25 protein-coding genes are annotated in these 24,769 nt (G+C 76.0%); 13 read left to right on the top strand and 12 right to left on the bottom strand.

What is annotated here, in order from left to right; genetic code table 11:
• Window positions 1-252: 252 nt before the first annotated feature.
• The gene (locus tag ACFC0B_RS13500; protein ID WP_376085735.1) at window positions 253-519 is read left to right on the top strand and encodes a GlsB/YeaQ/YmgE family stress response membrane protein; all 267 of its coding nucleotides are present in this window, start codon (window positions 253-255) and stop codon (window positions 517-519) included.
• 72 nt (window positions 520-591) lie between these two features.
• On the opposite strand, the gene ACFC0B_RS13495 is transcribed toward ACFC0B_RS13500, so the two are convergent.
• The 5 genes from ACFC0B_RS13495 to ACFC0B_RS13475 form a co-directional block, all read right to left on the bottom strand.
• A complete protein-coding gene (locus ACFC0B_RS13495) occupies window positions 592-1,515 on the bottom strand; it encodes an ADP-ribosylglycohydrolase family protein (protein WP_376085732.1) in 924 nt (307 codons plus the stop codon).
• A 135-nt stretch (window positions 1,516-1,650) separates the two neighbouring features.
• Window positions 1,651-2,241, bottom strand: coding sequence for a TetR family transcriptional regulator (locus tag ACFC0B_RS13490; protein ID WP_376085729.1), 591 nt, complete (start codon window positions 2,239-2,241; stop codon window positions 1,651-1,653).
• A 144-nt stretch (window positions 2,242-2,385) separates the two neighbouring features.
• Window positions 2,386-3,408, bottom strand: a complete 1,023-nt coding sequence (locus tag ACFC0B_RS13485) for an aldo/keto reductase (RefSeq protein ID WP_376085726.1) — start codon at window positions 3,406-3,408, stop codon at window positions 2,386-2,388.
• Window positions 3,409-3,555: 147 nt separating this feature from the next.
• Window positions 3,556-3,858: a GNAT family N-acetyltransferase gene (locus ACFC0B_RS13480; RefSeq protein ID WP_376085723.1), complete on the bottom strand. Its 303-nt coding sequence runs from the start codon at window positions 3,856-3,858 to the stop codon at window positions 3,556-3,558.
• Between the two features lie 51 nt (window positions 3,859-3,909).
• Window positions 3,910-4,851: a class I SAM-dependent methyltransferase gene (locus ACFC0B_RS13475; protein ID WP_376085720.1), complete on the bottom strand. Its 942-nt coding sequence runs from the start codon at window positions 4,849-4,851 to the stop codon at window positions 3,910-3,912.
• A 161-nt stretch (window positions 4,852-5,012) separates the two neighbouring features.
• Here ACFC0B_RS13475 and ACFC0B_RS13470 point away from each other — a divergent pair, with 161 nt between their 5' ends.
• The 4 genes from ACFC0B_RS13470 (at window position 5,013) to ACFC0B_RS13455 (ending at window position 11,987) form a co-directional block, all read left to right on the top strand.
• Complete coding sequence (locus ACFC0B_RS13470) at window positions 5,013-6,695, top strand: sensor histidine kinase (RefSeq protein WP_376085718.1); 1,683 nt, start codon at window positions 5,013-5,015, stop codon at window positions 6,693-6,695.
• Complete coding sequence (locus ACFC0B_RS13465) at window positions 6,692-7,351, top strand: response regulator (protein ID WP_376085716.1); 660 nt, start codon at window positions 6,692-6,694, stop codon at window positions 7,349-7,351. Before ACFC0B_RS13470 ends, ACFC0B_RS13465 begins: the two co-directional genes overlap by 4 nt.
• A 709-nt stretch (window positions 7,352-8,060) precedes the next feature.
• On the top strand, window positions 8,061-9,683 hold the full coding sequence (locus tag ACFC0B_RS13460; protein WP_376085713.1) for a M20/M25/M40 family metallo-hydrolase: 1,623 nt from the start codon (window positions 8,061-8,063) through the stop codon (window positions 9,681-9,683).
• Window positions 9,684-9,989: 306 nt separating this feature from the next.
• Entirely contained in the window at window positions 9,990-11,987 is a 1,998-nt protein-coding gene (locus ACFC0B_RS13455) for a LamG-like jellyroll fold domain-containing protein (RefSeq protein WP_376085711.1), read from the top strand.
• Here ACFC0B_RS13455 and ACFC0B_RS13450 read toward each other — a convergent pair.
• The gene (locus ACFC0B_RS13450; RefSeq protein ID WP_376085708.1) at window positions 11,974-13,044 is read right to left on the bottom strand and encodes an aminoglycoside phosphotransferase family protein; all 1,071 of its coding nucleotides are present in this window, start codon (window positions 13,042-13,044) and stop codon (window positions 11,974-11,976) included. The two genes, ACFC0B_RS13455 and ACFC0B_RS13450, sit on opposite strands and share 14 nt — an antisense overlap.
• Before the next feature lie 139 nt (window positions 13,045-13,183).
• On the opposite strand from ACFC0B_RS13450, the gene paaA reads away from it, so the two are divergent.
• Genes paaA through paaE form a run of 5 tightly spaced genes read left to right on the top strand, consistent with a single transcriptional unit; the run spans window position 13,184 to window position 17,401 of the window.
• Complete coding sequence (gene paaA / locus ACFC0B_RS13445; protein ID WP_376085705.1) at window positions 13,184-14,404, top strand: 1,2-phenylacetyl-CoA epoxidase subunit PaaA; 1,221 nt, start codon at window positions 13,184-13,186, stop codon at window positions 14,402-14,404.
• Window positions 14,401-14,694 carry a 1,2-phenylacetyl-CoA epoxidase subunit PaaB gene (paaB, locus tag ACFC0B_RS13440; RefSeq protein ID WP_030391930.1) on the top strand — a complete coding sequence of 98 codons (294 nt, stop codon included), beginning with the start codon at window positions 14,401-14,403 and terminating at the stop codon, window positions 14,692-14,694. The genes paaA and paaB overlap by 4 nt, the downstream gene beginning before the upstream one ends.
• Before the next feature lie 17 nt (window positions 14,695-14,711).
• On the top strand, window positions 14,712-15,593 hold the full coding sequence (paaC, locus tag ACFC0B_RS13435) for a 1,2-phenylacetyl-CoA epoxidase subunit PaaC (RefSeq protein ID WP_376085702.1): 882 nt from the start codon (window positions 14,712-14,714) through the stop codon (window positions 15,591-15,593).
• A 5-nt stretch (window positions 15,594-15,598) separates the two neighbouring features.
• Window positions 15,599-16,195, top strand: a complete 597-nt coding sequence (gene paaD, locus ACFC0B_RS13430; protein WP_376085699.1) for a 1,2-phenylacetyl-CoA epoxidase subunit PaaD — start codon at window positions 15,599-15,601, stop codon at window positions 16,193-16,195.
• Window positions 16,196-17,401 (top strand): 1,2-phenylacetyl-CoA epoxidase subunit PaaE, encoded by a 1,206-nt coding sequence (gene paaE / locus ACFC0B_RS13425; protein WP_376085696.1) that lies wholly within the window; start codon window positions 16,196-16,198, stop codon window positions 17,399-17,401.
• A 40-nt stretch (window positions 17,402-17,441) separates the two neighbouring features.
• Here paaE and ACFC0B_RS13420 read toward each other — a convergent pair whose 3' ends face one another.
• A complete protein-coding gene (locus ACFC0B_RS13420) occupies window positions 17,442-18,365 on the bottom strand; it encodes an NAD(P)H-binding protein (RefSeq protein WP_376085693.1) in 924 nt (307 codons plus the stop codon).
• A 76-nt stretch (window positions 18,366-18,441) separates the two neighbouring features.
• Between ACFC0B_RS13420 and ACFC0B_RS13415 the strand changes: the two genes are divergently transcribed.
• Window positions 18,442-18,858 carry a winged helix-turn-helix transcriptional regulator gene (locus ACFC0B_RS13415; protein WP_376085690.1) on the top strand — a complete coding sequence of 139 codons (417 nt, stop codon included), beginning with the start codon at window positions 18,442-18,444 and terminating at the stop codon, window positions 18,856-18,858.
• Between the two features lie 24 nt (window positions 18,859-18,882).
• On the opposite strand, the gene ACFC0B_RS13410 is transcribed toward ACFC0B_RS13415, so the two are convergent.
• A complete protein-coding gene (locus ACFC0B_RS13410) occupies window positions 18,883-19,986 on the bottom strand; it encodes a flavin-containing monooxygenase (RefSeq protein WP_376085988.1) in 1,104 nt (367 codons plus the stop codon).
• 173 nt (window positions 19,987-20,159) lie between these two features.
• Window positions 20,160-20,534, bottom strand: coding sequence for a YbjQ family protein (locus tag ACFC0B_RS13405; protein ID WP_045938048.1), 375 nt, complete (start codon window positions 20,532-20,534; stop codon window positions 20,160-20,162).
• A gap of 147 nt (window positions 20,535-20,681) precedes the next feature.
• Here ACFC0B_RS13405 and ACFC0B_RS13400 point away from each other — a divergent pair, with 147 nt between their 5' ends.
• Both ACFC0B_RS13400 and ACFC0B_RS13395 read left to right on the top strand, forming a co-directional pair.
• Window positions 20,682-21,614, top strand: coding sequence for a hypothetical protein (locus ACFC0B_RS13400; RefSeq protein WP_376085687.1), 933 nt, complete (start codon window positions 20,682-20,684; stop codon window positions 21,612-21,614).
• A 57-nt stretch (window positions 21,615-21,671) separates the two neighbouring features.
• Window positions 21,672-22,385, top strand: coding sequence for an aminoacyl-tRNA hydrolase (locus tag ACFC0B_RS13395; protein WP_376085684.1), 714 nt, complete (start codon window positions 21,672-21,674; stop codon window positions 22,383-22,385).
• A 65-nt stretch (window positions 22,386-22,450) separates the two neighbouring features.
• Here the strand turns inward: ACFC0B_RS13395 and ACFC0B_RS13390 are convergent, their stop codons facing one another.
• The 3 genes from ACFC0B_RS13390 to ACFC0B_RS13380 all read right to left on the bottom strand — a co-directional run bounded on the left by ACFC0B_RS13390 (window position 22,451) and on the right by ACFC0B_RS13380 (window position 24,718).
• On the bottom strand, window positions 22,451-22,912 hold the full coding sequence (locus ACFC0B_RS13390) for an SRPBCC domain-containing protein (RefSeq protein ID WP_376085681.1): 462 nt from the start codon (window positions 22,910-22,912) through the stop codon (window positions 22,451-22,453).
• A 106-nt stretch (window positions 22,913-23,018) separates the two neighbouring features.
• Window positions 23,019-23,813: a hypothetical protein gene (locus ACFC0B_RS13385; RefSeq protein WP_376085678.1), complete on the bottom strand. Its 795-nt coding sequence runs from the start codon at window positions 23,811-23,813 to the stop codon at window positions 23,019-23,021.
• Window positions 23,810-24,718 (bottom strand): ABC transporter ATP-binding protein, encoded by a 909-nt coding sequence (locus tag ACFC0B_RS13380; protein ID WP_376085675.1) that lies wholly within the window; start codon window positions 24,716-24,718, stop codon window positions 23,810-23,812. The genes ACFC0B_RS13385 and ACFC0B_RS13380 overlap by 4 nt, the downstream gene beginning before the upstream one ends.
• Between the last annotated feature and the right edge of the window lie 51 nt (window positions 24,719-24,769).

The raw sequence follows: 24,769 nt of genomic DNA, 5'->3' as shown, positions 1-24,769 counted from the left end.
GCCGCGATCCCCGGGGGTGCGGGCGCGGGGCGTGGCGTCCGCGGGCGGTGCCAGGCTATCCGGCGAGCCGGCGGTGGCGGCCGGGACGCGCATGGCCGCGGTGTCGCGGGGTAGTCGGGATCCGGAGCAGGACGCCACGCCCGCCGCAGCCGGGGCGGTGGGGCGGGAACCGCCGACCGGTGGTGCGGCGTCCTTGGAGGCGGTACGGCGTGCACGGGGCCGCCGTACGGCTCGAAGGGCGGGAGGACACGGATGAGCTTCGTCGCATGGATCGTGCTGGGCCTGGTGGCCGGGGCCCTGGCCAAGTTGCTGCTGCCGGGCCGTGACCCGGGCGGCCTGGTGGTGACCACCCTGATCGGCGTCGCCGGCTCGTTCGTCGGCGGCTGGATCTCGTCGAGGTTCCTGCACCGCGAGGTGACGGCCCAGTTCTTCGACCTGGCGACCTGGGCGTCCGCGATCGGCGGCGCCCTCGTGCTGCTGATCCTCTACCGGCTCGTGTTCGGCCACTCGCGGAGCTGAGGACGGCGGAGGGGACGGGCCGGACGCGCGGGATGCGCATCCGGCCCGTCCGCGTCCGGAGGCGGGCGCCGGTCAGCCGGGCAGCGGATCGGGCAGCAGGTCGGCCGGCAGGTCCTCGCGGGCGGCCGGCCAGGAGGCGGGCACGCCGGCGGTCCCGGTGCGGGCGGCGACCACGCCGCCGGCGATGGCGGTGGTGGTGTCCATGTCGCCCCAGCCCTCCAGGGTGTGCCAGAGGGCGTCGGGCAGCGAGTCCTGGTGCCCGGCGGCGGACCACAGGGCGAACGGCACGGTGTCCGGCGCGGAGATCAGCAGTCCGGAGCCGAGGACGTGCGCCGCGTGCCGGACGGAGGCCGTGCCGGGAAGCCGGGCGGCTATCCGCAGCCCGGAGCGCACGTCGCTGTCCGGCAGCCGACCGGCGATCTCGCCGAGCAGCTCGGCCCGCGTCGGCGCGTCCCGCCCCCGGCCGCGGGCGGCGAGGGCGGCCGCCAGCGCGACGGCGACCGCTCCGGCGACCGCCTCGGGGTGGAAGTGCGTGGTGCGGGCCTGGAGTTCGGCCTGGCGGGCGACGGTGCCGAGGTCGTCGGCGAACCAGGCGCCGAGCGGTGCCACCCGCATCGCCGCGCCGTTCCCGTACGAGCCCTGGCCCTCGAACTGGCCCGACGTGACCGCGCGCCAGTCGCCGCCGTCCTGGATCCCGCGCAGCACCCGGTGCATCGACGGCCCGTACTTGCGCCCGTACTCGCGGGTGTACTCGGCGGCGAACTCCCGGGCCAGGGCGTCCTGGCGGACCTCGCCGTTGGCGCGCAGGTGGCGCAGCAGGACGATCGCCATCGCGGTGTCGTCCGTCCAGTGCCAGGGCGCCGGCCGGGGCAGCCGGGCCGCGAGCGCGGCGGGGGCCTCGTCGGTGGGGACGGCGAACCAGCGGTCGCCGAACGCGTCGCCGAGGGCGAGGCCGTGCAGACTGTCGAGGGCGGGGCCGGGACCGGTGGTGCGCATGGCGTCTTCTCCGCGCGGGTGGCGAGGGGGATCGGTTCGGCGCGCGCCAGTCTGCTGCTCGGGAACGGCGCGGGCCAGCGGTTTTCGCCGCCCCGGGCCGGTCGGGGTGGGTCGGGGCGGGGTCGGGGGCGGCGGTCAGGCGTCGGCGGCCAGGCCGCGGAGGATCAGCTTCCAGACGGCCTCGAAGCGGTCCTCGGCGGCCGGGTCGGACCAGCCGGACGCGTGGGCGGGGTCGTGGAAGTGGGCGGTCGCCTCGAACACCGCGCGGGCGGTCGCGCTGACGGGGGTGTGCCGGAACTCGCCCTTCTCGATGCCGTCCTGGAGGATCTGGGCGATCTGGTCGACCAGCGTCCGCAGGTGGGCGTCGACGGTGTGGCTGGCCTCGCCGACCAGCGTCATGTAGGTCGCGAAGAGCTGCGGGTCGTCCAGGGCCTTCTTGCGCTTGGCGGCGAACAGCGTGGTCAGCCAGCGGTACAGCCGCTCGGCGGCCGGACCGGGCTCGATGGCGATGAAGCGCAGGTCGTCGTGGGCCTGGGCGAGCCAGCGCTCGGTGACGGCCTCGCGCAGCGCCGCCTTGCTCGGGAAGAAGCGGTAGACGCTGCCGTGGCTGACGCCGAGGGTGCGGGCGACGTCGACGACGGTGGCCTTGGCCGGGCCGAACCGTCGCAGGGCGTCCTCCGTCGCGCTCATGATCTGTTCGGCGGTGAGTGCGCTGTCCGTGGCCACGGGGAGGTTCGTCCTTACGGGTGAGGCGTCCGCCCGCCGGGTGCGGCGGACGGGCGGCCGTCCGGGTGGCGGCCGTCGGCGGGTGGTGCGGGTGCGGACGGTCCCGCCCGCGGCGGGCACGGGCGCCGCGGGCGGGACCGCGGCTCAGCGCTCGCTGTCGAGATGGGCCATCTGGGCGGCAGCGTACCGGTCCCCGGCCGCGGACCCGGCGGGGACCGCCGCCTCGATGGCCGCGAGGTCGGCCCCGGTGAGGGGGACGTCCAGCGCGCCGAGCGCCTCGGCGAGCCGGTCGCGGCGGCGGGCGCCGACCAGCGGGACGACGTCCTCGCCGCGCGAGGCGACCCAGGCGATCGCGATCTGGGCGACGGTGGCGTTCCGGTCGGCGGCGACCGCGCGCAGGGCCTCGACGAGCCGGAGGTTGTGGGCGAGGTTGTCGCCCTGGAAGCGGGGGCTGTGGCCGCGGAAGTCGGTGCCGGACAGCTCGCGGTCGCCCCGCCAGTGGCCGCTGAGCAGGCCGCGCGAGAGCACGCCGTAGGCGGTGACGCCGATGCCCAGCTCGCGGGCGGTCGGCAGGATCTCGGCCTCGGCGGAGCGGGAGAGCAGCGAGTACTCGATCTGGAGGTCGCTGATCGGGTGGACGGCGGCGGCGCGGCGCAGCGTGTCGGCGCCCACCTCGGAGAGGCCGATGTGGCGGACGTGGCCGGCCCGTACCAGCTCAGCGATCGCGCCGACGGTCTCCTCGACCGGCACGGTCGGGTCCAGCCGGGCCGGGCGGTAGATGTCGACGTGGTCGGTGCGCAGGCGGCGCAGGGTGTAGGCGAGCGCGGTCTTCACGGCGGCCGGGCGGGCGTCGTAGCCGAGCCACTCGCCGTCCGGGCTGCGCTGGGCGCCGAACTTCACGCTGATGAGCACGTCGTCGCGGTCGCGGCCGCGCAGAGCGTCGTGGATCAGCAGCTCGTTGTGGCCCATGCCGTAGAAGTCGCCGGTGTCGAGCAGGGTGATGCCCGCGTCGAGGGCGGCACGGACGGTGGCGACGCTCTCGGCCTCGTCGGCGGGGCCGTAGAGGTCGGACATGCCCATGCAGCCGAGGCCGAGGGCGGAGGCGGTCGGGCCGGCGGCGCCGAGCGCGCGCCGGGGGATGCGGGGGGAGGGGGATGCGGTGGGCATGGGGCCAGGGTGCACCCGGCGCTGACAGATGACAAAATCTGTCAGCTGTCATTTGTCAGCGGCCCGGGACGCGCCCGCCGGCCCAGCCCCCGTGGTGCCCCCGAGCGTCGCTGGACGGCGCCCGCGGACGCCCCGCCCGGCCACCCGTCAGTCGGTCACCCGGCTGCGGTTCTCGTACGCCAGGTCCACGTACTCGGGGTGCCGCAGCATCCACGCCTTGATGAACGGGCACGTCGCCAGCACCGCCAGCCCCCGGGCCCGCGCATCGTCCAGCGCCGCCCGCGCCAGCGTCCCCCCGATGCCCTGCCCCTCGTACGCCGGCTCGACCACCGTGTGCGGGTACACCACCAGCCCCTCGCTGCGCAGGTACTCCGCGAACCCGGCCAGGTCGTCGCCCACCCACGCCTCGAACCGGCCGGCACCCTCGGCATCACGGATCGTGACCGTCATCGCGGACTCCTCACTGCTCGCCACGGAGCCGCGGCCGGCGGCCCCGGTCCATCATCGAGCGGCGCCGGCCGCCCCGCCCGTCGGAGGGGCGCCGCCCGCCGCCTTCTCCCGGCGGACGCCCGGTGCGCGCAGCAGGTGCGCCCGCGCCGGCGGAACGTTCCGCCACGCCGTCCGGCTCCCCAGCCCGTACTCCTTCTCGAACTGCCGCAGCAACCGCACGACCGCCCGGTGCCGCGCACCCCGGCGGGGCCCGGAGGTCAGCAGCCGCGCCGCCGACGTCCCGAGATAGGCGAAGTACGTCAGCTCGCCGCCGGGTACCAGCAACCGCAGATAGAGGTCGAGGACGCGCTGGACCGCCGCCGGCTCGAAGTTGGTGAACGGCAGGCCCGACACGATCACGTCGTACCGGCCGGCGGCAGCCCCGGGCTGCTCGCACCCGGCCCCGCCGCCCCGGACCGGGCCGTCGCCGGCGCCTCCGGGGTGCCCGGAAGCCTCCGCCGCCCGGGCCTCCGGAAGGTCCTGCACCCGGCACTCCGACACCCGCAGCCCCAGCTCCGGCTCGCGTCGCGCCAACTCCGGATCCGCCAGTAGCCGTTGGACGAACCGGGGGTTGGACTCCACCACGTGCAGCCGGTCGCCCGGCCGCAGCACCCGCACCAGCCGACGCGTCACGGCCCCCGTCCCGGCCCCCACCTCCAGCACCGAGATCGGCCGGTCGGGGCGGCTCGTCGCCGGGACCACCAGGGCGTTCACCAGGTCCGCCCCGCTCGGCGCGACCGCACCCGTCAGCCGGAAGGTGCGCAGCGCCTCGGAGAGGAAGAACCAGCCCTCGCCGACAGCAGGCCGGGACCCGACGGGAACGGGCAGGGCGTTCGGGCCGGCGGCCCCGGCGCGGGCACCGGAGAGGTCGGCGGAGTCGGCGGCGTTGGCGTCGGCGTCGGGACCGGGGCCAGGATCGGGGACGGGATCGGGACGGAGCTGATCGGTCGTCATGACACCGACGGTAGGCACGCCCCGACGTCCCCGAATCGGCCGACCGACCGCCCGCACCCCCGACGAAAGTCGAGGGTGCCACTGGCCGATCGTCAGGGGTCACGGCCCGCCGCAACGCCATAGCATCGAGGCCCTGAACCGCGAAAGGGAGGGAGGACCGGATGACCGCCGATCACCTGACACGCACGCCCCGACCGACCCGTCCGCGCCGTCCGTCCTGGCTCTCCCACCCGTCCTGGCTTTCCCACCCGTCCCGCGCCCCCCGCGCTTCCCGGCCGTCGCAGGCACCGCTGCCCGGCCGTGCCGGGAGCACCGGGCACCCCGGGCTGCTCGGCTGGTACGCCCCCGGCCGGAACCGGCTGATCGACACGCTCCTGCTCGCGACCGTCCTCGTGCTCGTCGTCGAGGAGGCGGTCTCCCAGTGGCTCACCCCGGACCTGCCCCTGCGCCCGCTGCGGATCGCCGGCGCGGTCCTCGCCCCGCTCTCCCTGCTCCTCGCCCGCCGCCACCCGGTCGCCGCCGCGGTGCTGCCCGTCCTGTTCGGCGGGCTGCTCAACCGTGCCTTCCCCGGCCTGTTCAGCGTCTTCCACCTGGCCTCGACCGGCCGCACCGGACCGGCCCTCGTCGCCGGGGCCGCCACGGCGGCGCTCAGCGTGGTCCGCGCCCGCTCCGTCCTCGACTGGGCCGGCACCACCGGATCCCAGCTCCTCGTCGAGGCCGCCGCCGTCTCCCTCGGCCTGTGGCTGCACGGCCGCCGGGTGCTGATCGGCACCCTGCACGCCAAGGTCGCCGCGCTGCGCCGCGAACGCGAACTCCGCGCCGAGCAGGCCCGCGCCGCCGAACGCGCCCGGATCTCCCGCGAGATGCACGACGTCCTCGCCCACCGGCTCAGCCTCCTCGTGCTGCACGCCGGCGTGCTGCGCGACCAGGCCCGTGCCGGCACCGTGGCCGACGATCCCGAGCGCCTCGCCCACCGCCTCGAACTGCTCCGGGCGACGGCCGCCCGGTCGCTCGACGACCTGCGGGACGTCCTCGGCGCCCTCCGTGCCGACCCGCCGGACGAAGCCGAACCACCGGCTCCACCGGCTCCACCGGTGCAGCCCGGCCCACCCACCCCCGCCCCGGCCGTCCAGCCCCCGCCACCGCCCGAGCGCGCCACCGCCGGTGCGGCGAGGGCCGGCACGGGCCCCGCGACGGCCCCACCGGACGGCGCCCGCACCGCCGTCGGCGACGGCGCGCCGCCCTTCCGGCACCGCCCCGACTCCAGACCGGTCGCCGCACCGGCCCTGCGCGACCTCGCCGAACTCGTCGACGAGGCCACCGACGCGGGCCAGAGCGTCGAACTCGCCCTCGCCGGAGACCCGGAGAGCATCCCCACCACCCACCGGCTGGCCGTCCACCGCGTCGTCCAGGAGGCGCTGACCAACGCCCGCAAGTACGCGCACACCGCGCCGGTCACCGTCCGCGTCCAGTACGGGGCGCCCGCGACGACCGTCGAGGTGCACAACGGCCCGGGCGGCCCGGCGCCCTCCGGTGCCTGCACGGGCGGCGGCTACGGCCTGGTCGGGCTCGGCGAACGGGTCGGCGCACTCGGCGGGCACTTCGACGCGGGGCCCGACGGCAGCGGCGGATTCCGCCTGGCCGCCCGCCTCCTCGCCCCGCGGCGGCCACCGGTCCGCCCGCCCGCGCGGCCGTCCGCCCGGACGCCGTCCCGCCCAGGCCCGGCTCCGGCCCCAGACCCGACCCCAAACCTGGCCCCGACCCCAGACCCGGTCCCGGCCCCGGATCCGACCCCGGGGCCGGGGCCGACCCCGGGCCCGAACCCACCGAATGAGGCGCTGTGATCCACACGATGGTCGTCGACGACGACGCGCTGGTCCGGCTCGGGCTCGTCGACCTGCTCGCCCAGGACCCCGAGCTGACCGTCGTCGCCGAGGCCGCCGACGGCCTGGAGGCGGTCGAACTCGCCGCCCGGCACCGCATCGACGTCGCCCTCATGGACATCCGGATGCCCCGGCTCGACGGCATCGCCGCGACCCGCCGGCTGCGCGAGCTGCCCGGCGGCCCCCGCGTCATCGCCCTCACCACCTTCGACCTCGACGAGTACGTCTACCGGGCCCTCGCCGCCGGCGCCGACGGCTTCCTGCTCAAGGACACCCCGCCCGCCGAGATCGCCCGCGCCGTCCACGTGGTCGCCGGCGGACAGGGCATGCTCCACCCCGCCGCCGCCCGCCGGCTCATCGACCGCTACCACCGCACCGGCGAGCCGCGCGCCGTCGCCGCCCGGGGCCGACTGGCCGCGCTCACCCCGCGCGAGACCGACGTGCTGCGCGAACTCGCCGTCGGCCGCTCCAACGCCGAGATCGCGCTCGCCCTCGGCATGCGCGAGAGCACCGTCAAGGCGCACGTCAGCCGGATCCTCACCGGACTCGGCGTCGGCAACCGGGTCCAGGCGGCGTTGCTCGCGCGGGACGCGGGGGTGGTCGACGACTCGGCCTGACCGACCGTCGCCCGCCATGACGGGCTCCCTTCATCACCGTTGCCCTCGCGGCCGTCCTCCGCCACGACCGCTTCCGGTCACGACGACCTCCCGGAACGACTGCCGGAGGTCCGCTCCGTCCTGACTGTTGCGCATCCGCCCCGTTCAGGATGAATCGTCCCGTCCCGACCACGTCCGATCAGCGCCACGCGGTACTCGCCACCGGTCCGCCATCACCCATCTGGCTTGGAAAACGCGCGCCTTGGCGTCCCGTGCTGCCGAACCACCGCTCCGGGTCCATGGTGGAAGTGGGCGCGATCCGGCGACCGCGCCCGCGCGCCGGGCCAGATCCGCACGCCGTGCGCCGACCGCGTCCCGCGGCTGCGTGCCGGGGCGGATCCCGGCCCCGGCACGCTGGGAGCAGGGCCACCTCGCAGGAAACCGAACGGTTCTTCTAGGCTCACATCTCGGCTTCCCTGCGGTAGTGCGCCGTTCTGCGCCCGCCGCAAGGGAAGCCGCCGTCCACGGAGGCCCCGGGACGATCGGGGCCACCGGATCGAGCGAGGAGGACGCACATGCCACACACGCCGCCCAGCCGTTCCAGCGCACTTGGACCGGAGGGCCCCTTCTTCCGCTGTCCCGCCGTCGAGGCCGGGCCCGTCCGCCCGGCGACCCTGCCCGGCCGACCCGACCGGCCGCTGTATACCGGCGGCGGCCGGGGAGGCGAGCGTTGAGTCCTCGAACCGTCCGCCCGTCCACCGCGACGGCGGACCCCACGACCGCCGTCGCTCCCACCGCCATTGCCGCCGCCACCACCCAGGGCACCATCGGCACCATCACCGGAACCGGCACCACCCCCGCCTGTGCCGCCCCGACCGTCAACACCCCCACCGGCGTCTCCACCACCGCGACCGTCACCACCGCGACCGTCACCACCGCGACCGTCACCGCCTCCGCCGTCACCACGGCCGACCCGACCAGGACCGACCCGACCAGGACCGACCCGGCCAGGACCGCCGACGCCGCACCCGGCGCGGCCGTGCCCGGCACGACCAGAACCGGCACCGCCCGAACCGCCCTCGCACCGGCCACCCCCGCACCCGCCGCCGCACCACCCGTCGCAGCGGCCCCCCACGCTCCGGCCGTCCCCGACAGCGAGGGCCAACCCGGCCCCACCGCCGCGCTTCCCGGTCTGCCGCAGGCCCTCACCACCCGCGCCCGCACCCTCGCCGGAGCCGTCCGGAGACGCTGCGCGGACCTGGCCAGGATCGAATCCCCCAGCGGAGACGCACCCCGACTCGATGCCCTCGCGGAGGAGTTGGCCGCCGGCTTCCGCGCCACCGGGGCCACCGTCCAACGCGAGCCCGGTCCGGCCGGCGACCACCTGGTCCTCCAGTGGGACGGCCGGGACGAGAGCCTGCCGCACCTGCTCGTGGTCGGCCACCACGACACCGTCTGGCCCGCCGGCATCCTCACCGACTGGCCGGTCACCGAACAGGACGGCACCCTCAGCGGACCCGGCGTCGTCGACATGAAGGGCGGACTCGCCATCCTCGAAGGCGCCTTCGCACTCCTCGCCGACCTCGGCCAACGCCCGCACCGCACCGTGCGGCTGGTCGTGGTCTCCGACGAGGAGGTCGGAAGCCCGGACGGCCGCCGCCTCGTCGAACGCCAACTGCGCGGAGCCGGAGCCGTGCTGGGCCTCGAACCCCCGCACCCGGACGGTCGGCTCAAGACCGCCCGGCGCGGCTCCACCCGTGTCCGGCTCACCGTCACCGGACGCGAGGCGCACGCGGGCAACGACGCCGCCGAGGGGGTGTCGGCGGTCGACGAGCTCGTCGACCAGCTGGTCGCCGTCCGCGGCCTGGTCAGCCTGCCCGGCACCGAGCTCAACGCCGGCCGGATCAGCGGCGGCAGCCGCGCCAACGTGGTCGCCGGCCGGGCCGAGGCCGAACTCGGCCTGCGCTTCGCGACCACCGAGGCGCAACGCCGCACCCTCGACAACCTCGCCCGGCTGACCGCGCTCAGGCCCGGCGCCCGGGTGCGCACCGAGGTGCTGTCCAGCCGTCCGGCCTGGCCGGAGCGCTCCGGGAATCCGCTGCTGCGCCACGTCCGTTCCCTCGCGGCGGTGCTCGGACAGCAGCTGGACGGCGGTCCGGCGGGCGGCGCCGGCGACACCAACCTGCCGGGTTCGCGCGGACTGCCCACGCTCGACGGCTTCGGCGCCGTCGGAGGGGGCGCGCACGCCCGGCACGAGCACATCCGCATCGACCAGCTGGCGCCGCGGATCGCCCTGCTGGCGGCGCTCCTGGCGGTCCCGCTCCCGCGGCTGCGCGACCGGTCGGAGGGGTGAGCGGGAGGCTGCGCGGAACGGCCGCCCACGGTCGCCCACGGCCGCCGATGACACGAGCGGATGGCCGGAGGCCGATGACCGACCGCCGATGACCGGCTGCCGGTGACCGGAGGCTGACGGGGCGGTGGGCATCCGGCCCGGACGGCGGTCGGCAGATCGAGGGATCTGCCGACCGCCGTCCGCCCCCAGCCGCCCGGAGCGCCGCCCGCCGGGTTCGGCCGCTGTTCAGCGGCGCGTGGCCCGGTCGATGATCTCCGACCAGACCCGATGCCTACCGTCGTGGCCCGGACCACTTCGGGAGCGAACATGCACGACATCCACGAGTCCGGGCACGAGTGCGAGTGCCCGCGGACCGCCGACCTCGACGGGGACGGACCGGCCGCGGCCGGTCGGCGCCGGTTCCTGCGCGGGGCGGGCCTCCTGGGCGCCGGGGCCTCGGCGGCGGGGCTCGGCCTGCTCGGCGCGGCGCCCGCCCTGGCGGCCGGTTCCGAGCCGGCCGGCGGGCCCGGGGCGGAGCCGGGGAAGGCGGGGAAGACGGGGAAGGCGAAGGGGAAGGGGCGCTGGCAGCCGGACCCGGACGCCCGGCGGTTCACCGTCGTCGTCATGCCGGACACCCAGTACCTGTTCGACCAGGACCGGATCCACCCGGCGCCGGTGGAGGCCTCGATCCGCTACGTGCTCGACGGCGGCGTCAACCGCGAGGACGGGACGGACGACAACATCGTCTTCCTGGCCCACCTCGGCGACGTCACCGAGAACGGGCTGGCCGTCGAGTACGCCGCCGTGACCAAGGTGTTCGGCCTGCTGGACGACGCCGGCGCGGCCTACGGCGTGCTCGCCGGCAACCACGACGTCCGCTCCTCGACCGACGACCGGCGCGGCAGCACCCCGTACCTGGAGACGTTCGGCAAGGCCCGGGCCGCCCGCACCTCCGGCTACCACAGTTCCAGCCCGGACGGCTACAACACCTGCCACATCGTCACGGCGGGCGGCCGCCCGTGGATGCTGCTCTCGCTGGACTGGCGGCTCTCGGACGCGGGCTTCGACTGGGCCAACGCGGTGATCGCCGCCAACCCGAAGGTCCCGGTGATCCTGACCACCCACGACCTCGCGTACGCCGACGACGCCGGCCGGGCCGAGCTGTCCGACTACGGCAGGAAGCTCTGGGACCGGCTGATCAGCGGCAACGACCAGATCTTCCTCACCGTCAACGGGCACTACTGGCCGCCCGGCCGCACCGTGCTGAAGAACAGGGCCGGCCACGACGTCCACGTCCACATCACCAACTACCAGGACCGCTACTACGGCGGCGCCGCGATGATCCGGGCGTACCGCTTCGACCTCGACCGGAACACCGTCGACGTGTCGACCTTCTCGCCGTGGATCCAGGAGATCGCCGCCGAGGAGCGCAACACGCTGGCGGCGCAGCAGGTCGAGCTGACCTCCGACGTGGACCGCTTCTCGCTGGCGATCGACTTCGACCGGCGCTTCGCGGGCTTCGCGCCCGCTCCGCGGCGCCCGGCGCGCCGGGCGGCCGAGCTGCTGGTCCGGGACACCGCGGCGTACTGGCGGTTCGACGGCGGCGGCGACGGCACGGCGGTCTCCGCGCAGCAGGTCGTCAAGGACCTGGCGGGGCAGGGCAACGACCTGTTCTGGCGCAGTTCCCCGGGCACCCCCGACGGCGCGCTCACCTGGTCCGCCGAGCACCACCCGGACCAGCCGGCCCACGGCAGCCTGCTGTTCAGGGGCACCCTCTCGCCGGTGCGCGGCGCCTACCTGGAGACCGCGCCCACCGCGCCGCTGAACCGGGAGACCTTCGAGCGCGGGTTCACCGTCGAGGCCTTCTGCAAGCTGCCCGCCGACTGGGACTCCGGGCAGAGCCGCTGGTCCGCCCTGCTCAGCCGGTGGGGAACGGCGGGCGAGGCGGGCAGGAGCGGCCCGGGGACGGACGCGGACGAGCCCGTCGTGACGCTCAGCCTCTCCGAGGCGCCCGCCCTGCAGTGGTGCGTCTACCCGGTCAACCAGACGGGGGGCTCGACCTGTTGGGGCCACCAGCTGCCGCTGGACCGCTGGTGGCACGTCGCGGTCGTCAACGACGGAAAGCTCAGCCGGATGTACGTCGACGGCTGCGAGGTGGCCCGCAACCCGGCGACCCCGGCCGTGGGGCTGGCCACGCTGGGGCGCCCGTGGATGCTGGGCGGCTACGCGTACGCGGGCGTGCTGGACAAGGTGTTCCACGGGTACATCGGCGACGTCCGGATCGTGAAGCGGGCCCTGCGGGTGCGGGACTTCATGACGGCGTGACGCCTCCGCCGCGCGGCGCCGCCGGGTCCCGGACCGAGGGCCCGGCGGCGCCGGCGGAAGCGGAGACGGAGCCGGAATCGGAGGTCGAGCCGGAAACGGGGACGGAGCCGGAATCGGAGGTCGAGCCGGAAGCGGGGACGGGGCCGGAGTCCTCGGCGAGGATCGCCCCCAGGCGGGCCAGGCACTCGGCGACGAAGGCCGGGTAGGTGTGCCAGTAGTAGGAGATCCCGCTGGCGCCGACCGCGATCGCCCAGGCGCGGGCGCGGACCCAGGTGGGTTCGTCGAGGTCCAGCGCCTCCCGGTAGGCCCGGCGCGCCGCGGGCGGCAGGTCCCAGACGGTCGCGTGCTCGGCGTCGGGGTGGCCGACCGACAGGCAGCCGAAGTCGATGACCGCGTGCAGCGCGCCGTCCCGGACCAGGAGATTGGTGGGCTTGAGGTCGCCGTGGAGCCACACGTGCGGCCCGGACGGATCGGGCAGCGCGAGACCGGCCCGCCAGAGCCGCTCCAGCGCGTCGACGTCGAGCTCCCCGCTCCCGCCGGCCCCCGCGAGCGCGCGGCAGTCGGCGAGGCAGCGGCCGATCCACTCCTCGCCGTCCCGCAGCGAGCCGCCCCGGTACCAGCTGAGGTCGCCGGCGCGGGTGGCGCCCATCAGGTCGAGGCCGTGCAGCTCCCGCACGAACGCCGCGAGGTCGCCGCCGAACGCGGCCCAGTCCCGGACGCTCGACGGCCCGGCCTCCGTACCGTCGATCCAGCGGTGGACCGACCAGGCGAGCGGGAACGCCGCGGCGGGCGCCCCGCGGTGGACGGGAGTGGGGACGGCGCGGCCGAGCAGCGGGGCCAGCCGCGGAAGCCACTCCTGCTCCTTGCGCAGCGACCGGGCGCCGTCCGGGGTGCGCGGCAGCCGGACGAGCAGGTCGTCGCCGAGCCGGTACATGGTGTTGTCGGTGCCCGCGCCGGCCGGCGCCAGCGGGAGGGCGGCCCACTCCGGCCGCTGCGCCTCCAGCAGGGACCGGACCAGGTCCTCGTCGGCCGGGATCTCGTCCGTGTGCAGGGTCATGCCGGGAGTCTCGCCCCGCCGGCCGGGTGCGGGCCACCGGTTTTCGGCGCCGTGCCGCCGGGGCCCGGCGCAGGGTCCGTACCGGGACCCGCCCGCCATCGGCGGTGCTCCCTTGTCAGCCGCCCCCTCTCCGCGCACAATGGAACCGACCGAACGGTTGGTCGGTTGCCGTCGATCGCCGTCGGCGGGCGGTGACGGGCGGCGCCGGCCCCGCACCGGGCGGGGACACAGCCAGCGAAAGGGGACCGTGGTGACAGCAGAGGTGGCCGAGCGGCCCGGGGCGTCGCCCGAGGAGGCGTTCGAGGCCGTCATCGCCGCGGAGCAGCGCATCGAGCCCCGCGACTGGATGCCCGACGCCTACCGGGCCACCCTCGTCCGCCAGATCGCCCAGCACGCGCACTCCGAGATCATCGGCATGCAGCCCGAGGGCAACTGGCTCACCCGCGCCCCCTCCCTGCGGCGCAAGGCGATCCTGCTCGCCAAGGCCCAGGACGAGGCCGGCCACGGCCTGTACCTGTACGCCGCCGCCGAGACCCTCGGCGTGGACCGCGCCGAACTCACCGAGAAGCTGATCGCCGGCCGCCAGAAGTACTCGTCGATCTTCAACTACCCGACGCTCACCTTCGCCGACGTCGGTGTGATCGGCTGGCTGGTCGACGGCGCCGCGATCTGCAACCAGGTCCCGCTCTGCCGTTGCAGCTACGGCCCGTACGCCCGCGCGATGGTCCGGATCTGCAAGGAGGAGTCGTTCCACCAGCGCCAGGGCTACGAGCTGCTGATGACGCTGATGCGCGGCACCGACGCCCAGCGCCGGATGGTCCAGGACGCGGTGGACCGCTGGTGGTGGCCGTCGCTGATGATGTTCGGCCCCTCGGACGCCGCCTCGCCGAACACCGCCCGGTCGATGGCCTGGCGGATCAAGCGGCACACCAACGACGAGCTGCGGCAGCGCTTCGTCGACATGACGGTCCCGCAGGCCGAGCACCTCGGTGTCACCCTCCCCGACCCGGAGCTGCGGTGGAACGAGGAGCGCGGCGGCTGGGACTTCGGCGAGCCGGACTGGTCCGAGCTGAACCGGGTCATCCACGGCGAGGGCCCGTGCAACGCCCAGCGGATGGAGCGGCGGCGGGCCGCGCACGAGGACGGCGCCTGGGTGCGCGAGGCGGCCACGGCGTACGCGGCGAAGCGCCGCGCCGAGGCCGGCGGGAGCACGGACGGGACCGGCGGCGGGACCGCGAACGGGACCACCGGCGGGACCACGAGCGGGACCAGCGGTGGGACCGGCGGCGGGACCGCCGACAGGACCACGGAAGCGCCACGGCACACGGCGGGGCACGCGGAACAGGAGAACGGGAAGTGACCGAGTCCAAGGCCGGCTGGCCGCTCTACGAGGTGTTCGTGCGCCCCCGGCGCGGCCTGAACCACGTGCACGTCGGCTCGCTGCACGCGGCCGACGACCGGATGGCCCTGCTCGCCGCCCGCGACCTCTACACCCGCCGCAACGAGGGCGTCAGCCTCTGGGTGGTCCGCTCCGACGCGATCACGGCCTCCACCCCGGACGAGCGCGACCCCTTCTTCGCGCCCAGCGGCGACAAGGTCTACCGCCACCCGACCTTCTACGACATCCCCGAGGATGTCCCGCACATCTGACCGGGAGCAGCCGAACCATGACCGACGACCACGTGTACCTGAGCCTCGCCGAGGCGTCCCCCGAGCCCGAGGGCGAGGGCCGCTGGGCGTACGGGACGGGCTTCGCCGACCCGCTGCTCGGCGTGGACACCACCGTGCCGCCCGGCCTGGACGGCGCCGACCTCGCGGCGTACTGCCTGATGCTGGGCGACGACGCGCTCGTCCTCGCCCAGCGGCTGATCGAGTGGTGCACCCGCGCGCCGGAGCTGGAGGAGGAGGTCGCGCTCGCCAACCTGGGCCTCGACCTGCTCGGCCAGGCCCGCCAGCTGCTCACCCGTGCCGGGCAGGCGGACGGCACCGGGCGCACCGAGGACGAGCTGGCGTACTGGCGCGAGGACCACGAGTTCCGCAACGTGCGCCTGGTCGAGGCGCCGAACGGGGACTTCGCGTTCTCGATCGCCCGCCTGCTGCTGTTCGCCACGGCCCGCGGCGCGCTCTACGAGGCGCTGGCCGGCCACGCCGACCCGGTGCTGGCGGCGGTCGCGGCGCGCGGGGTGAAGGAGCTGGCGTACCACCGCGAGTACGCCGCGGCGTGGACGCTGCGGCTGGGCGACGGCACGCCGTACTCGGCGGCGCGGATGCAGGCCGGGCTGGACGCCGTGTGGCCGCTGGTGGAGGAGCTGTTCACCGCGCACTCGGTGGAACTGCGGGTCGGGGCGGACCCGGCGGCGCTGCGCGAGCCGGTGCTGCGCTCGGTGGCGGCGGTGTGCGCCGAGGCCGGGCTGACGGTGCCGGACGTGCCGGGGCTGGCGGCCGTCGGCGGCCGGGCCGGGCGCGACGGGGTGCACACCGAGGCGCTGGGCCCGCTGCTCGCCGAACTGCAGGTGGTGGCCCGCGCGCACCCGGGCGCGACGTGGTGACGGCCGTGGCCGGGACGCGCGCGTCGGACGGGGCGGGCGGGGCCGCCTGGGCGGTGGCGGCGGCCGTGCCGGACCCGGAGCTGCCGATGCTGACCCTCGCCGACCTGGGCGTGCTCGCCGAGGTCGCGGAGGACGGCGGCGCGGTGACCGCGTGGCTCACCCCGACGTACTCGGGCTGCCCGGCGGTCGCCGAGATGGCCGCCGACGTGGACCGGCGGCTGCGCGCGGCCGGGTTCGCGGACGTCCGGGTCCGGCTGCGGCTGGACCCGCCCTGGTCGACCGACCTGATCACCCCCGAGGGCCGGCGCAAGCTGGCCGAGGCCGGCATCGCCCCGCCCCGGCCCGGCGCCGCGGCCGTTGCCGCCGTGGGGAGCGTCGGCGGCGGGAGCACGCCGCTGAGCCTCGGCCCCACCCGGCTCGCGGTCGCCGGTGGCGCCAGTGGTGCCGGTGGTGCCGGTGGTACCGGTGCCGGGCCCGTCACCTGTCCGCTCTGCGGCGGCACCGACACCGAGGAGCTGTCCCGCTTCGGCTCCACCGCCTGCAAGGCGCTGTGGCGCTGCCGGGACTGCCGCGAGCCCTTCGAACGCGTCAAGGAGATCTGAATGGCCGCCGTCCCGTCCGCGGAACTGCCCGCCGCCCCGGCCGCGGAGCCGACCCCGGTCCCGGCCGTGGAGCCCTCCACGGAGCCCTCCGCGTCGCCGTCCGTCGCCGCGGAGCCGCCCGCCGTGCGCCCCGCCCGCCGTCCGACCTTCCACGTGCTGCGGATCGCCGGGCTGGAGCGGCTCTGCGAGGACGCCGCCGCGGTGACCTTCGCCGTGCCGGACGGGCTCGCGGAGGCGTTCGCGTTCCGGCCGGGGCAGACGCTGACCCTGCGCCGGGTGGTGGACGGCGTCGACGAGCGCCGCTCGTACTCGATCTGCGCCCCCGCCGGCGGTCCGCTGCGCATCGCCGTGCGCGAGGTGCCGGGCGGGCTGTTCTCCCGCTGGCTGGTGCGCGACGCCCGGCCGGGGGAGGAGGTGGAGGTGCTGACGCCGTCCGGCCTGTTCACGCCCGACCTCGCCGAGCCCGCCGACCACGTGCTGCTGGCGGCCGGCTCCGGCGTCACGCCGATGGTGTCGATCGCGGCCTCCGTCCTGGCCGCCGACCGCACCTCCACGGTGACCCTGCTCTACGGCAACCGGCGCAGCGACACCGTGATGTTCGCCGACGAGCTGGCCGACCTGAAGGACCGCTACCTGGGCCGCTTCCAGCTGGTCCACGTGCTCTCCCGGGAGACCCGGGACGCCGAGCTGCTCAGCGGCCGGCTCGACCCGGAGCGGGTCCGGGCGCTGCTGGCGGCGCTGGTGGACACGGCGGCGGTCGGCCACTGGTGGCTCTGCGGGCCGTTCGGGATGGTCGCCGGGGCCAAGGAGCTGCTGGCCTCGCTGGGCGTCCCGGCGGAGCGGGTGCACCAGGAGCTGTTCCACGCCGAGGACGAGCCGGTCGCCGAGCGGGCGGAGGACGCCCCGGGCGCGGCCGACGGGGCGGCCGGGCGCAGCGAGGTCACCGTCGTCCTGGACGGGCGCGGCAGCACGCTGTCGCTGCCGTGCGACCGCTCCATCCTGGACGGTGCGCAGCGCTCCCGCCCCGACCTGCCGTTCGCCTGCAAGGGCGGGGTCTGCGGCACCTGCCGGGCGCTGGTGACGGAGGGCGAGGTGGAGATGCGGCGCAACTTCGCGCTGGAGGAGAAGGAACTGGCGGCCGGCTACGTCCTCACCTGCCAGGCCCGCCCGGTCACGGACAAGGTGACGGTCGACTACGACCGCTGACCGGGCGGCCGGTCCGGCGGCGACCGGGCGGGCCGGCCCGTCAGGTCGTTCCCGCCAGCAGCTCCGCGCGGTGGGCGGCGAAGAACGCGCCGAGCGTGACCGGGGCGCGCCCGAGCAGCCGCCGCGTGGTGCCGTCGTCGGGGACGTCGAACCAGCCCTGGCGGCGGAACGGGTCGTTCTCGCCCCAGCCGGCCGCCAGGGCCGGGGGCACGCCGAGCGCGGTCAGCGCGCCGGGGACGTCCGCGTCGGCCACCGGGCGGTGCCGCACCGGCCGTCCCGTGGCCCCGCCGAGCGCGGCGGCGACCTCGGCGTCGGTCAGGCCCGGGCCGGTCACGTCCAGGACCGTTCCCGTGGCGCCCGGTGCGGGGGCGACGGCGCCGACGGCCTCGACGGCGCCGGTCAGGACGCGGGCGGCGGCCCAGGCGGTGTCCTCCCGGGTGATGTAGCCGACCCGGCCGTGCGCGGCGCTGCTGGGCAGCTCCCCGTGGGCCACCGCGAGCCGGGCCAGGCCGGAGAGCAGCAGCATCTGCGGCCAGACGTTGAACCGCAGGACGGTGTGCGCCAGGCCGGATCCGGCGAGCAGCCGCTCGGTGCGCCGGTGGTCGGCGGCCTCGGGGACGGGGTTGCCCGGGTCGGCGGCGCGGACCACCGAGGTGTAGACGAGGTGCTCCACCCCGGCGGCGACGGCCGCCTCGACGGCCGCCTCGTGCAGGTGGAACCGGCGGGGCGAGCGCTCGGTGCTGACGAGCAGCAGCCGCCGGACCCCGGCGAGCGCCGGCGGCAGGGTGGCGGGACGGGCGAAGTCGGCCTGCCGGACGGACAGGCCGGGCCGGTCCGGGTCCGCGCCGACCCGGGCCGGATCGCGGGTGAGGGCGACCGTGCCGGTCCGGCCGGCGGCCAGGTCGAGTACCGCGGCGAGCGCCGACCGGCCGAACCGCCCGGCGGAGCCGGTGACTGCGAACATGTGAACTCCTCGACTGCGACGACGTCCTGGAGCGATCATGGGCGGGTCCGGCGGGTCGTCGAAAGAAGGAACATCCATGTCCACTGGCACGGACCGGACCCCGGCCCCCGCGCCGCTCACCGCGCAGGACCGTGCGCCGCTCACCGCGCAGGACCGCGTTCCGGTCACCGCGCAGGACCGCGCGACGTGCCCGGCGACGGCGGTGCTGCACCGGATCGGGGACCGCTGGAGCGTCCTGCTGATCTGCCTGCTCGCCGACCGTCCCCACGGCTACAACGAGTTGGACCGCGCGGTCGCCGACCTGAGCCGGCGGATGCTGACCCGCGCGCTGCGCACCCTGGAGGCCGAGGGGTACGTGAGCCGCACCGCCCGCCCCGAGTCCCCGTACCGGGTCGAGTACGCGCTGACCGGCCTCGGCGCGTCGCTGCACGCGGCGGTGCGGGAGCTGGGCGCCTGGGCCGCCGCGCAGGACGGGCCCCCGCGGGCGCGGTGAGGCCCGGCCGGAACCGGTGTCCGGTCAGCCGCCGACCGGCACCGCCACCGCTACCGCGGCCCCGTCCCGAGCCGGGGCGCCGAGCAGCCCGACGATCCCGTTGACCGCCGCCCGGCCGGCCCGGTTGGCGCCGACGGTGCTGGCGGACGGGCCGAAGCCGACCAGGTGGACCCGCGGGTCGGCGGTGGCGCGGGTGCCGGTGAGGGCGATCCCGCCGCCGGGCGCACGCAGGCCGAGCGGCGCGAGGTGGCCGACCGCGGGACGGAACCCGGTGGCCCAGACGATCGCGTCGACGGCCAGCTCCTCGTCGCCCCAGGCGACCCCGTGCTCGGTGAGGCGGTCGAACATCGGACGGCGGTGCAGCGCGCCCAGCTCCTCGGCCCGGCGGTAGGCGACCGACGGGCCGAGCCCGGTCACGCTCACCACGCTGCGCACCGGCAGCCCCTGGCGGACCCGTTCCTCGACCTTGGCGACCACCGCGCGCCCGTACTCGGGAGTGAACGGGCCGTCGTGGTGGACGGGCGGGGTGCGGGTGACCCAGACGGTCTCGCCGACCGCCGCGACCTCCGACAGCACCTGGATCGCCGAGGCCCCGCCGCCGACCACCAGCACCCGCTTGCCGGCGAACTCCTCCGGGCCCCGGTAGGCGGCGTAGTGCAGCTGGCGCCCGGCGAAGCGGCCGGGGTAGTGGGGGAGGAAGGGCCGGGTCCAGGTGCCGGTGGCGTTGATCAGCGCCCGGGTGGACCAGGTGCCCGAGTCGGTCTCGACCAGCAGCCGGGCGTCCGGCCGGGCGGACGCGGAGCGCACCGCGAGCACCTTGACGGGGCGTACGACGGGGAGCGCGTGCTGCGCCTCGTACGCCGCGAAGTACCCCGGGACGACCTCGCGCGCGGGCGCGTTCGGGTCGGGCTCGGGGAGTTCGACGTCGGGCAGGTCGTGGAAGCCGTGCACGGTGGCCATCCGCAGGGAGGGCGAGCGGTGGGCCCAGGCACCGCCGGGGGCGTCGTCGGCGTCCAGGACGACGAACCCGCCGTCGGTGTCCGCGCGGTGCGGCGCGAAGCCGCGGCGGCGCAGGTGGTAGGCGGCGGACAGGCCCGCCTGGCCCGCGCCGATCACCAGGACGTCCACCCGGCGTCCCGCGTCGTCCGGCGCGCCGTCGGCCGCCGGACCGGAGGTGGTTGCACCGTAAACAGTCACGCCCGTGAAACATCCGGCGGGCGGGCGGTGTTCCCGGGACCCCCGCAACCGGGGATTCCGTTCCGGGAGCACCCCCGCCCGCCGGCGGCCGCGGCCCGCCGGGGTCAGGCCGTGGCCGGGGAGATCACCACCGCCGTGCCGTAGGCGCAGACCTCCGTGCCGACGTCCGCCGCCTCCGTGACGTCGAACCGGAACATCAGCACCGCGTTCCCGCCGCGCGCCTTGGTCTGCTCGACCAGCCGCTCCATGGCCTCGTTGCGGCTCTCCACCAGGGTCTTCGTCAGGCCGCGCAGCTCACCGCCGACCAGCGACTTCAGCGAGGCGCCGATCTGGCTGCCGATGTGCCGGCTGCGCACGGTCAGGCCGAAGACCTCGCCGATCACGTGGTCGACCCGGTAGCCGGGGATGTCGTTGGTGGTCACTACCAGCACCTGGGCGTCCGGGCGCTGCCCGCCGCCGTACTCGTCGATGTTTGCCATGGGGCCCATCCTGCCGGGAGTTCGGACGCCGTCGAACAGTGGCACGCGGGGCGTGCGCGGGAACGCGCGGGGCGGTAACGGCGAGAACGCGTAGGGTAGCCGGAACAGACCGGTGATCGGAGGGCCGAAAAGCCGTACCGTAGCCCCATGGGCGAGCGAAGCGATCATCCACAGGGGCCGGGCGCGGCGGAGGACTCCGGCGCGCAGGAGATCGAGGCGACGGTGGTCCTGGGCCTGCGGATCACGAACTGGCCGGCGTTGCGCGCCGCGGCCATCGCGGCCGTCGAGGAGCTGGACTTCGAGGGCATCGATCCGGCCGGGCAGCGCCGTGAGCTGCTGCGCGAGGTGGCCGAGGACGCCAACGCGGCGCTCGGCGCGCTGCTCCACCCGGACCGGCTGGTGGCGGCGATCCCGGGGGTCGAGGCGGTCGGCGGCACGCTGGAGATCAGCGTCACCGAGGACTTCGCGCCCGACTTCGCCGAGCTGTTCCCGCTGGACGGCGACGAGGAGGAGGGCGGCGGCGCGGCCGGCGACTGGACGCTCACCCCGCGCACCGCCTGTCTCCTGCACGCCCAGCTGCTCGGGCTGGCCGACGCCGCCTACGACGACCTCGACGAGCACGAGGACGAGCCGGTCACCGACGGCGAGGAGGCCGACTGGACGGTGTTCGGGCGGCTGCCGCAGCGCACCTGGCGGCTGCACCGGGGCTGGCGCCGCGCCATGGCCCGCACCTTCGACGACCTCGCCGACGACCTCGCGCTCGGCGAGTGGCCGCTGCCGCGCTGCCTGGCGGAGGAGATCGCGCTGCGGATGGCGCTGGTCGACGCCCGGGCGCTGCTCGGCGCGCAGCCCGAGTCGGTCGCCGACATGATGGGCGACCTGCCGGCGGACCTGTACGACTACGACTGGGACGGCTGCCACGACGAGCTGTTCGGCGTCTACGGGCCGGACGACGGCGATCCGGAGCTGACCGCGGAGCAGCGCGCCGAGCTGCTGCTGACGGCCACCCATCCGGAGGGCTGGTTCCTGACCTACGACGACGCGGAGGAGCGGGACGCGCAGCGCGGCTACCGCCGCTGAGCGGCCGCCGGCGGACCGCGGTGATCGCGGTGGTGCGGGGGCTGGCATGCTGGACGGGTGACTTCTCCGTTCGACGCCCCCGTTCCCGACCCGACGCCCGAGGACCGCGACGCCCGGCCGCAGTACGTGCTGCCGCTGGTGGTGCGGCTGGAGCGTGCGACACCGCCCGGGCGGACCGACGCGCTGGAGACCTCGGCGCGCGCGGTGCTGACCCTGCTCGACGACCCGCGGGTCGCCGGGGCGGAGGGCGAGTGGGCGGAGCGGGTCGCGGCCTGGGAGGACGCGCGGATCCGCAAGGTGGTCCGGCGGGCGCGCGGCGGTGAGTGGCGCCGGGCCGGGGAGCTGCCCGGGATCACGGTGGCCGGCCGGGAGGCGGAGGTGCGGGTGTTCCCGCCGGTGCCGCTGGACGGCTGGCCGAAGGAGCTCGCCAAGCTCCAGGTGTCGGGCACCGACCTGGAGGAGGGCGGTCCCCTGGACGCCCCGGCGCCGGGTGTGCCGGTGCTCTGGCTGAACCCGGAGCTGGAGATGAGCGCGGGCAAGACCATGGCGCAGACCGGCCACGCCGCCCAGCTCGCCTGGTGGCGGCTGGACGAGGCGCAGCGCAAGGACTGGGCGGAGAGCGGCTTCGCGCTCGCCGTCCGCACCGCGACGCCGCAGGCGTGGGCGGAGCTGGTGGCGAGCGGGCTGCCGCTGGTGCAGGACGCGGGCTTCACCGAGATCGCCCCCGGTAGTTGCACGGTGGTGGCGGACCACCCGGCTCTGCGCGGCTGACAAATGACAGCTGACAGATAACAGATTCTGTTATCTGTCAGCTGAAATCTGTCAGTTGTCAGCCGTCACCGGCGGAGCGTGAGGCGCTCGGTGTGGCAGGCGAGGTCGGTGAGCTTGCGGGTCCAGCCCGTGCCGTTCTGCCGGGAGCGGGTGCGGACCGTCTCGTGCGGAAGGGTGAGGGAGGCGAAGCCGCTCTCCACCATCCGCAGCCGCGTGTGGTCGCCCGGTTCGGTGGCCAGGGTGAAGGTGACCAGGGTGGCGTTGCCCGCGCCCGGTTCCTCGCCCGCGGCGCCCTGTGACCAGCGGAAGGCGAAGACGGCGGGCGGATCCACCCGCTCGATCCGTGCCGCCAGTGCCCCGTGGACGCCGTGGTCCAGGAGCATCCGGCCTCCGGGGCGCAGGTCGATCTGCGCGGGGGCGCCCGTGCCGAACCAGATGCCCAGGAACTCCGCCTGGGTGAGCACTTCCCAGACCCGCTCGCGCGGCGCCGCGATGGTGATCTCCCGCTCGATGCTGTCGGCGACCATGCCGTGAACCTCCTCGATCCGTTGTCCGAGGGTCGCATGTTCCGGCCGCCATGTGCAACTCGTCGGTTGCGCATGGCGGGCCGGTCGGGCGTGGCGTGACGAAGCGTCAGATCGCTTGGCGGCGCAGGCTTCGCAGGCCGCCGTACGCGGCGGCGCCCGCCCACACGGCCATGATCAGCAGACCGGTCCAGTGGCCGTACGCCACCTGCGGGTCTTCGGCGTAGCGCAGCGCGTACTGGCCCGCCCGGTCCGGGAGGAACTGCGCGGCGAGGCGCACGCCCGGGACGCCGGACAGCAGCGGGGAGAGCAGGAAGACGCCCGGAAGCAGCAGGCCCATGGCCGCGGTGAGGTTGCGCAGGACGGCGGTCAGCCCGAGGCAGAGCACCACCAGCAGCACCGGGTAGAGCACCCCCGCGGTGATGCTGCGCACCAGGGCGTCGTCGTTCCCGGCGTGCGGCACGAAGACGGCATAGCCGGCGAACGAGCCGGCCGTCCCGAGCAGGCCGACGGCGAGGGCGACGGCCGCCCCGAGGGCGAGCTTCGCGCCGTAGAGCCGGCCGCGGTGCGGGACGGCCGTCAGCGAGGCGCCGATCATGCGGGTGCTGAACTCCTGCCCGAGCAGCAGGACGGCGAAGCAGACCAGCGCCGCCTGGCCGAAGTTGAGGCCGTAGTGGATGCCGATGCCCGGGTCGGCGGCAAGGGTCTCGTCCGTCGCGCCGACGGCGGCCGCGACGGCGGTGGTGAAGCCGACGGTGAGCAGCAGGGCGGTGAGCGGCGTGATCCAGAGCGAGCGCAGCGTGGTGAGCTTGATCCGCTCCGCACGCAGCGCGTTCCGGGCGGTCGCGGCGGTCGCGGTCGCGGTGGCGGCACGGGTTGCGGTGGTGGTGGTCGTGGTGGTCATGCGGCCACCGCCCGGTACTCGACGCTGTCGGCGGTCATCCGCAGGAAGGCCTCCTCCAGAGAGTCCTGCTGGACGGCGAGTTCGTACAGCACCACGCCCTCGGCGGCGGCCAGGGCCGCGAGATCCTCGGGTGCCGTGCCGGTGACCTCCCAGGCTCCGCCGTCGGCCTGGTGCGCCTCCAGGCCCGAACGGCCCACCAGTGACGCCCACTTGTCCGGGTCTGCGGCCCGAACCCGGACCCTGGCGCGGCCGTGGCGGTCGATGAAGTCCGGGGCCGCCGCGTCCGCCAGCAGCCGGCCGCGGCCGATCACCACCAAATGGTCGGCGGTCAGGGCCATTTCCGTCATCAGGTGCGAGGAGACCAGCACCGCGCGCCCCTCGGCCGCCAGGCCGCGCAGCAGGGCGCGGATCCAGCGGATGCCCTCCGGGTCGAGGCCGTTCACCGGCTCGTCGAGCAGCAGTGCCGGCGGGTCGCCGATCAACGCGGCGGCCACGCCCAGACGTTGGCGCATGCCGAGCGAGAAGCCGCGGACCCGGCGACCGGCCGCATCGGCCAGCCCGACCTGGTCGAGCACCTCCTCGACCCGGCGCTCCGGCAGGCCGTTGCTCGCGGCCAGCCAGCGCAGGTGACCGCGCGCCGTGCGGCCGCCGTGCAGGGCGTTCGCGTCGAGCAGCGCGCCGACCCGCCGCAGCGGAGCGTCCAGTTCGCCGTACGGGCGGCCGTCGACGAGGGCCCGGCCGGCGGTCGGGCGGTCGAGGCCGAGGACCAGCCGCATCGTGGTGCTCTTCCCCGCGCCGTTGGGCCCGAGGAAGCCGGTCACCACCCCCGGGCGGACCTCGAAGTCGAGGCCGTCCACCACCCGTGCCCCGCCGTACTCCTTGGTGAGGCCCTCCACCTTGATCACGTCAGTCCTCCCTCTCTCCGTGCTCCGACGGCTCCATGGGACCCCGGCGGG

The organism is Kitasatospora sp. NPDC056184 (assembly GCF_042268405.1).
Classification (GTDB): domain Bacteria; phylum Actinomycetota; class Actinomycetes; order Streptomycetales; family Streptomycetaceae; genus Kitasatospora.
The sequence above is the reverse complement of the archived record's forward strand: the minus strand, read 5'-3'. Positions and strand labels throughout refer to the sequence as shown.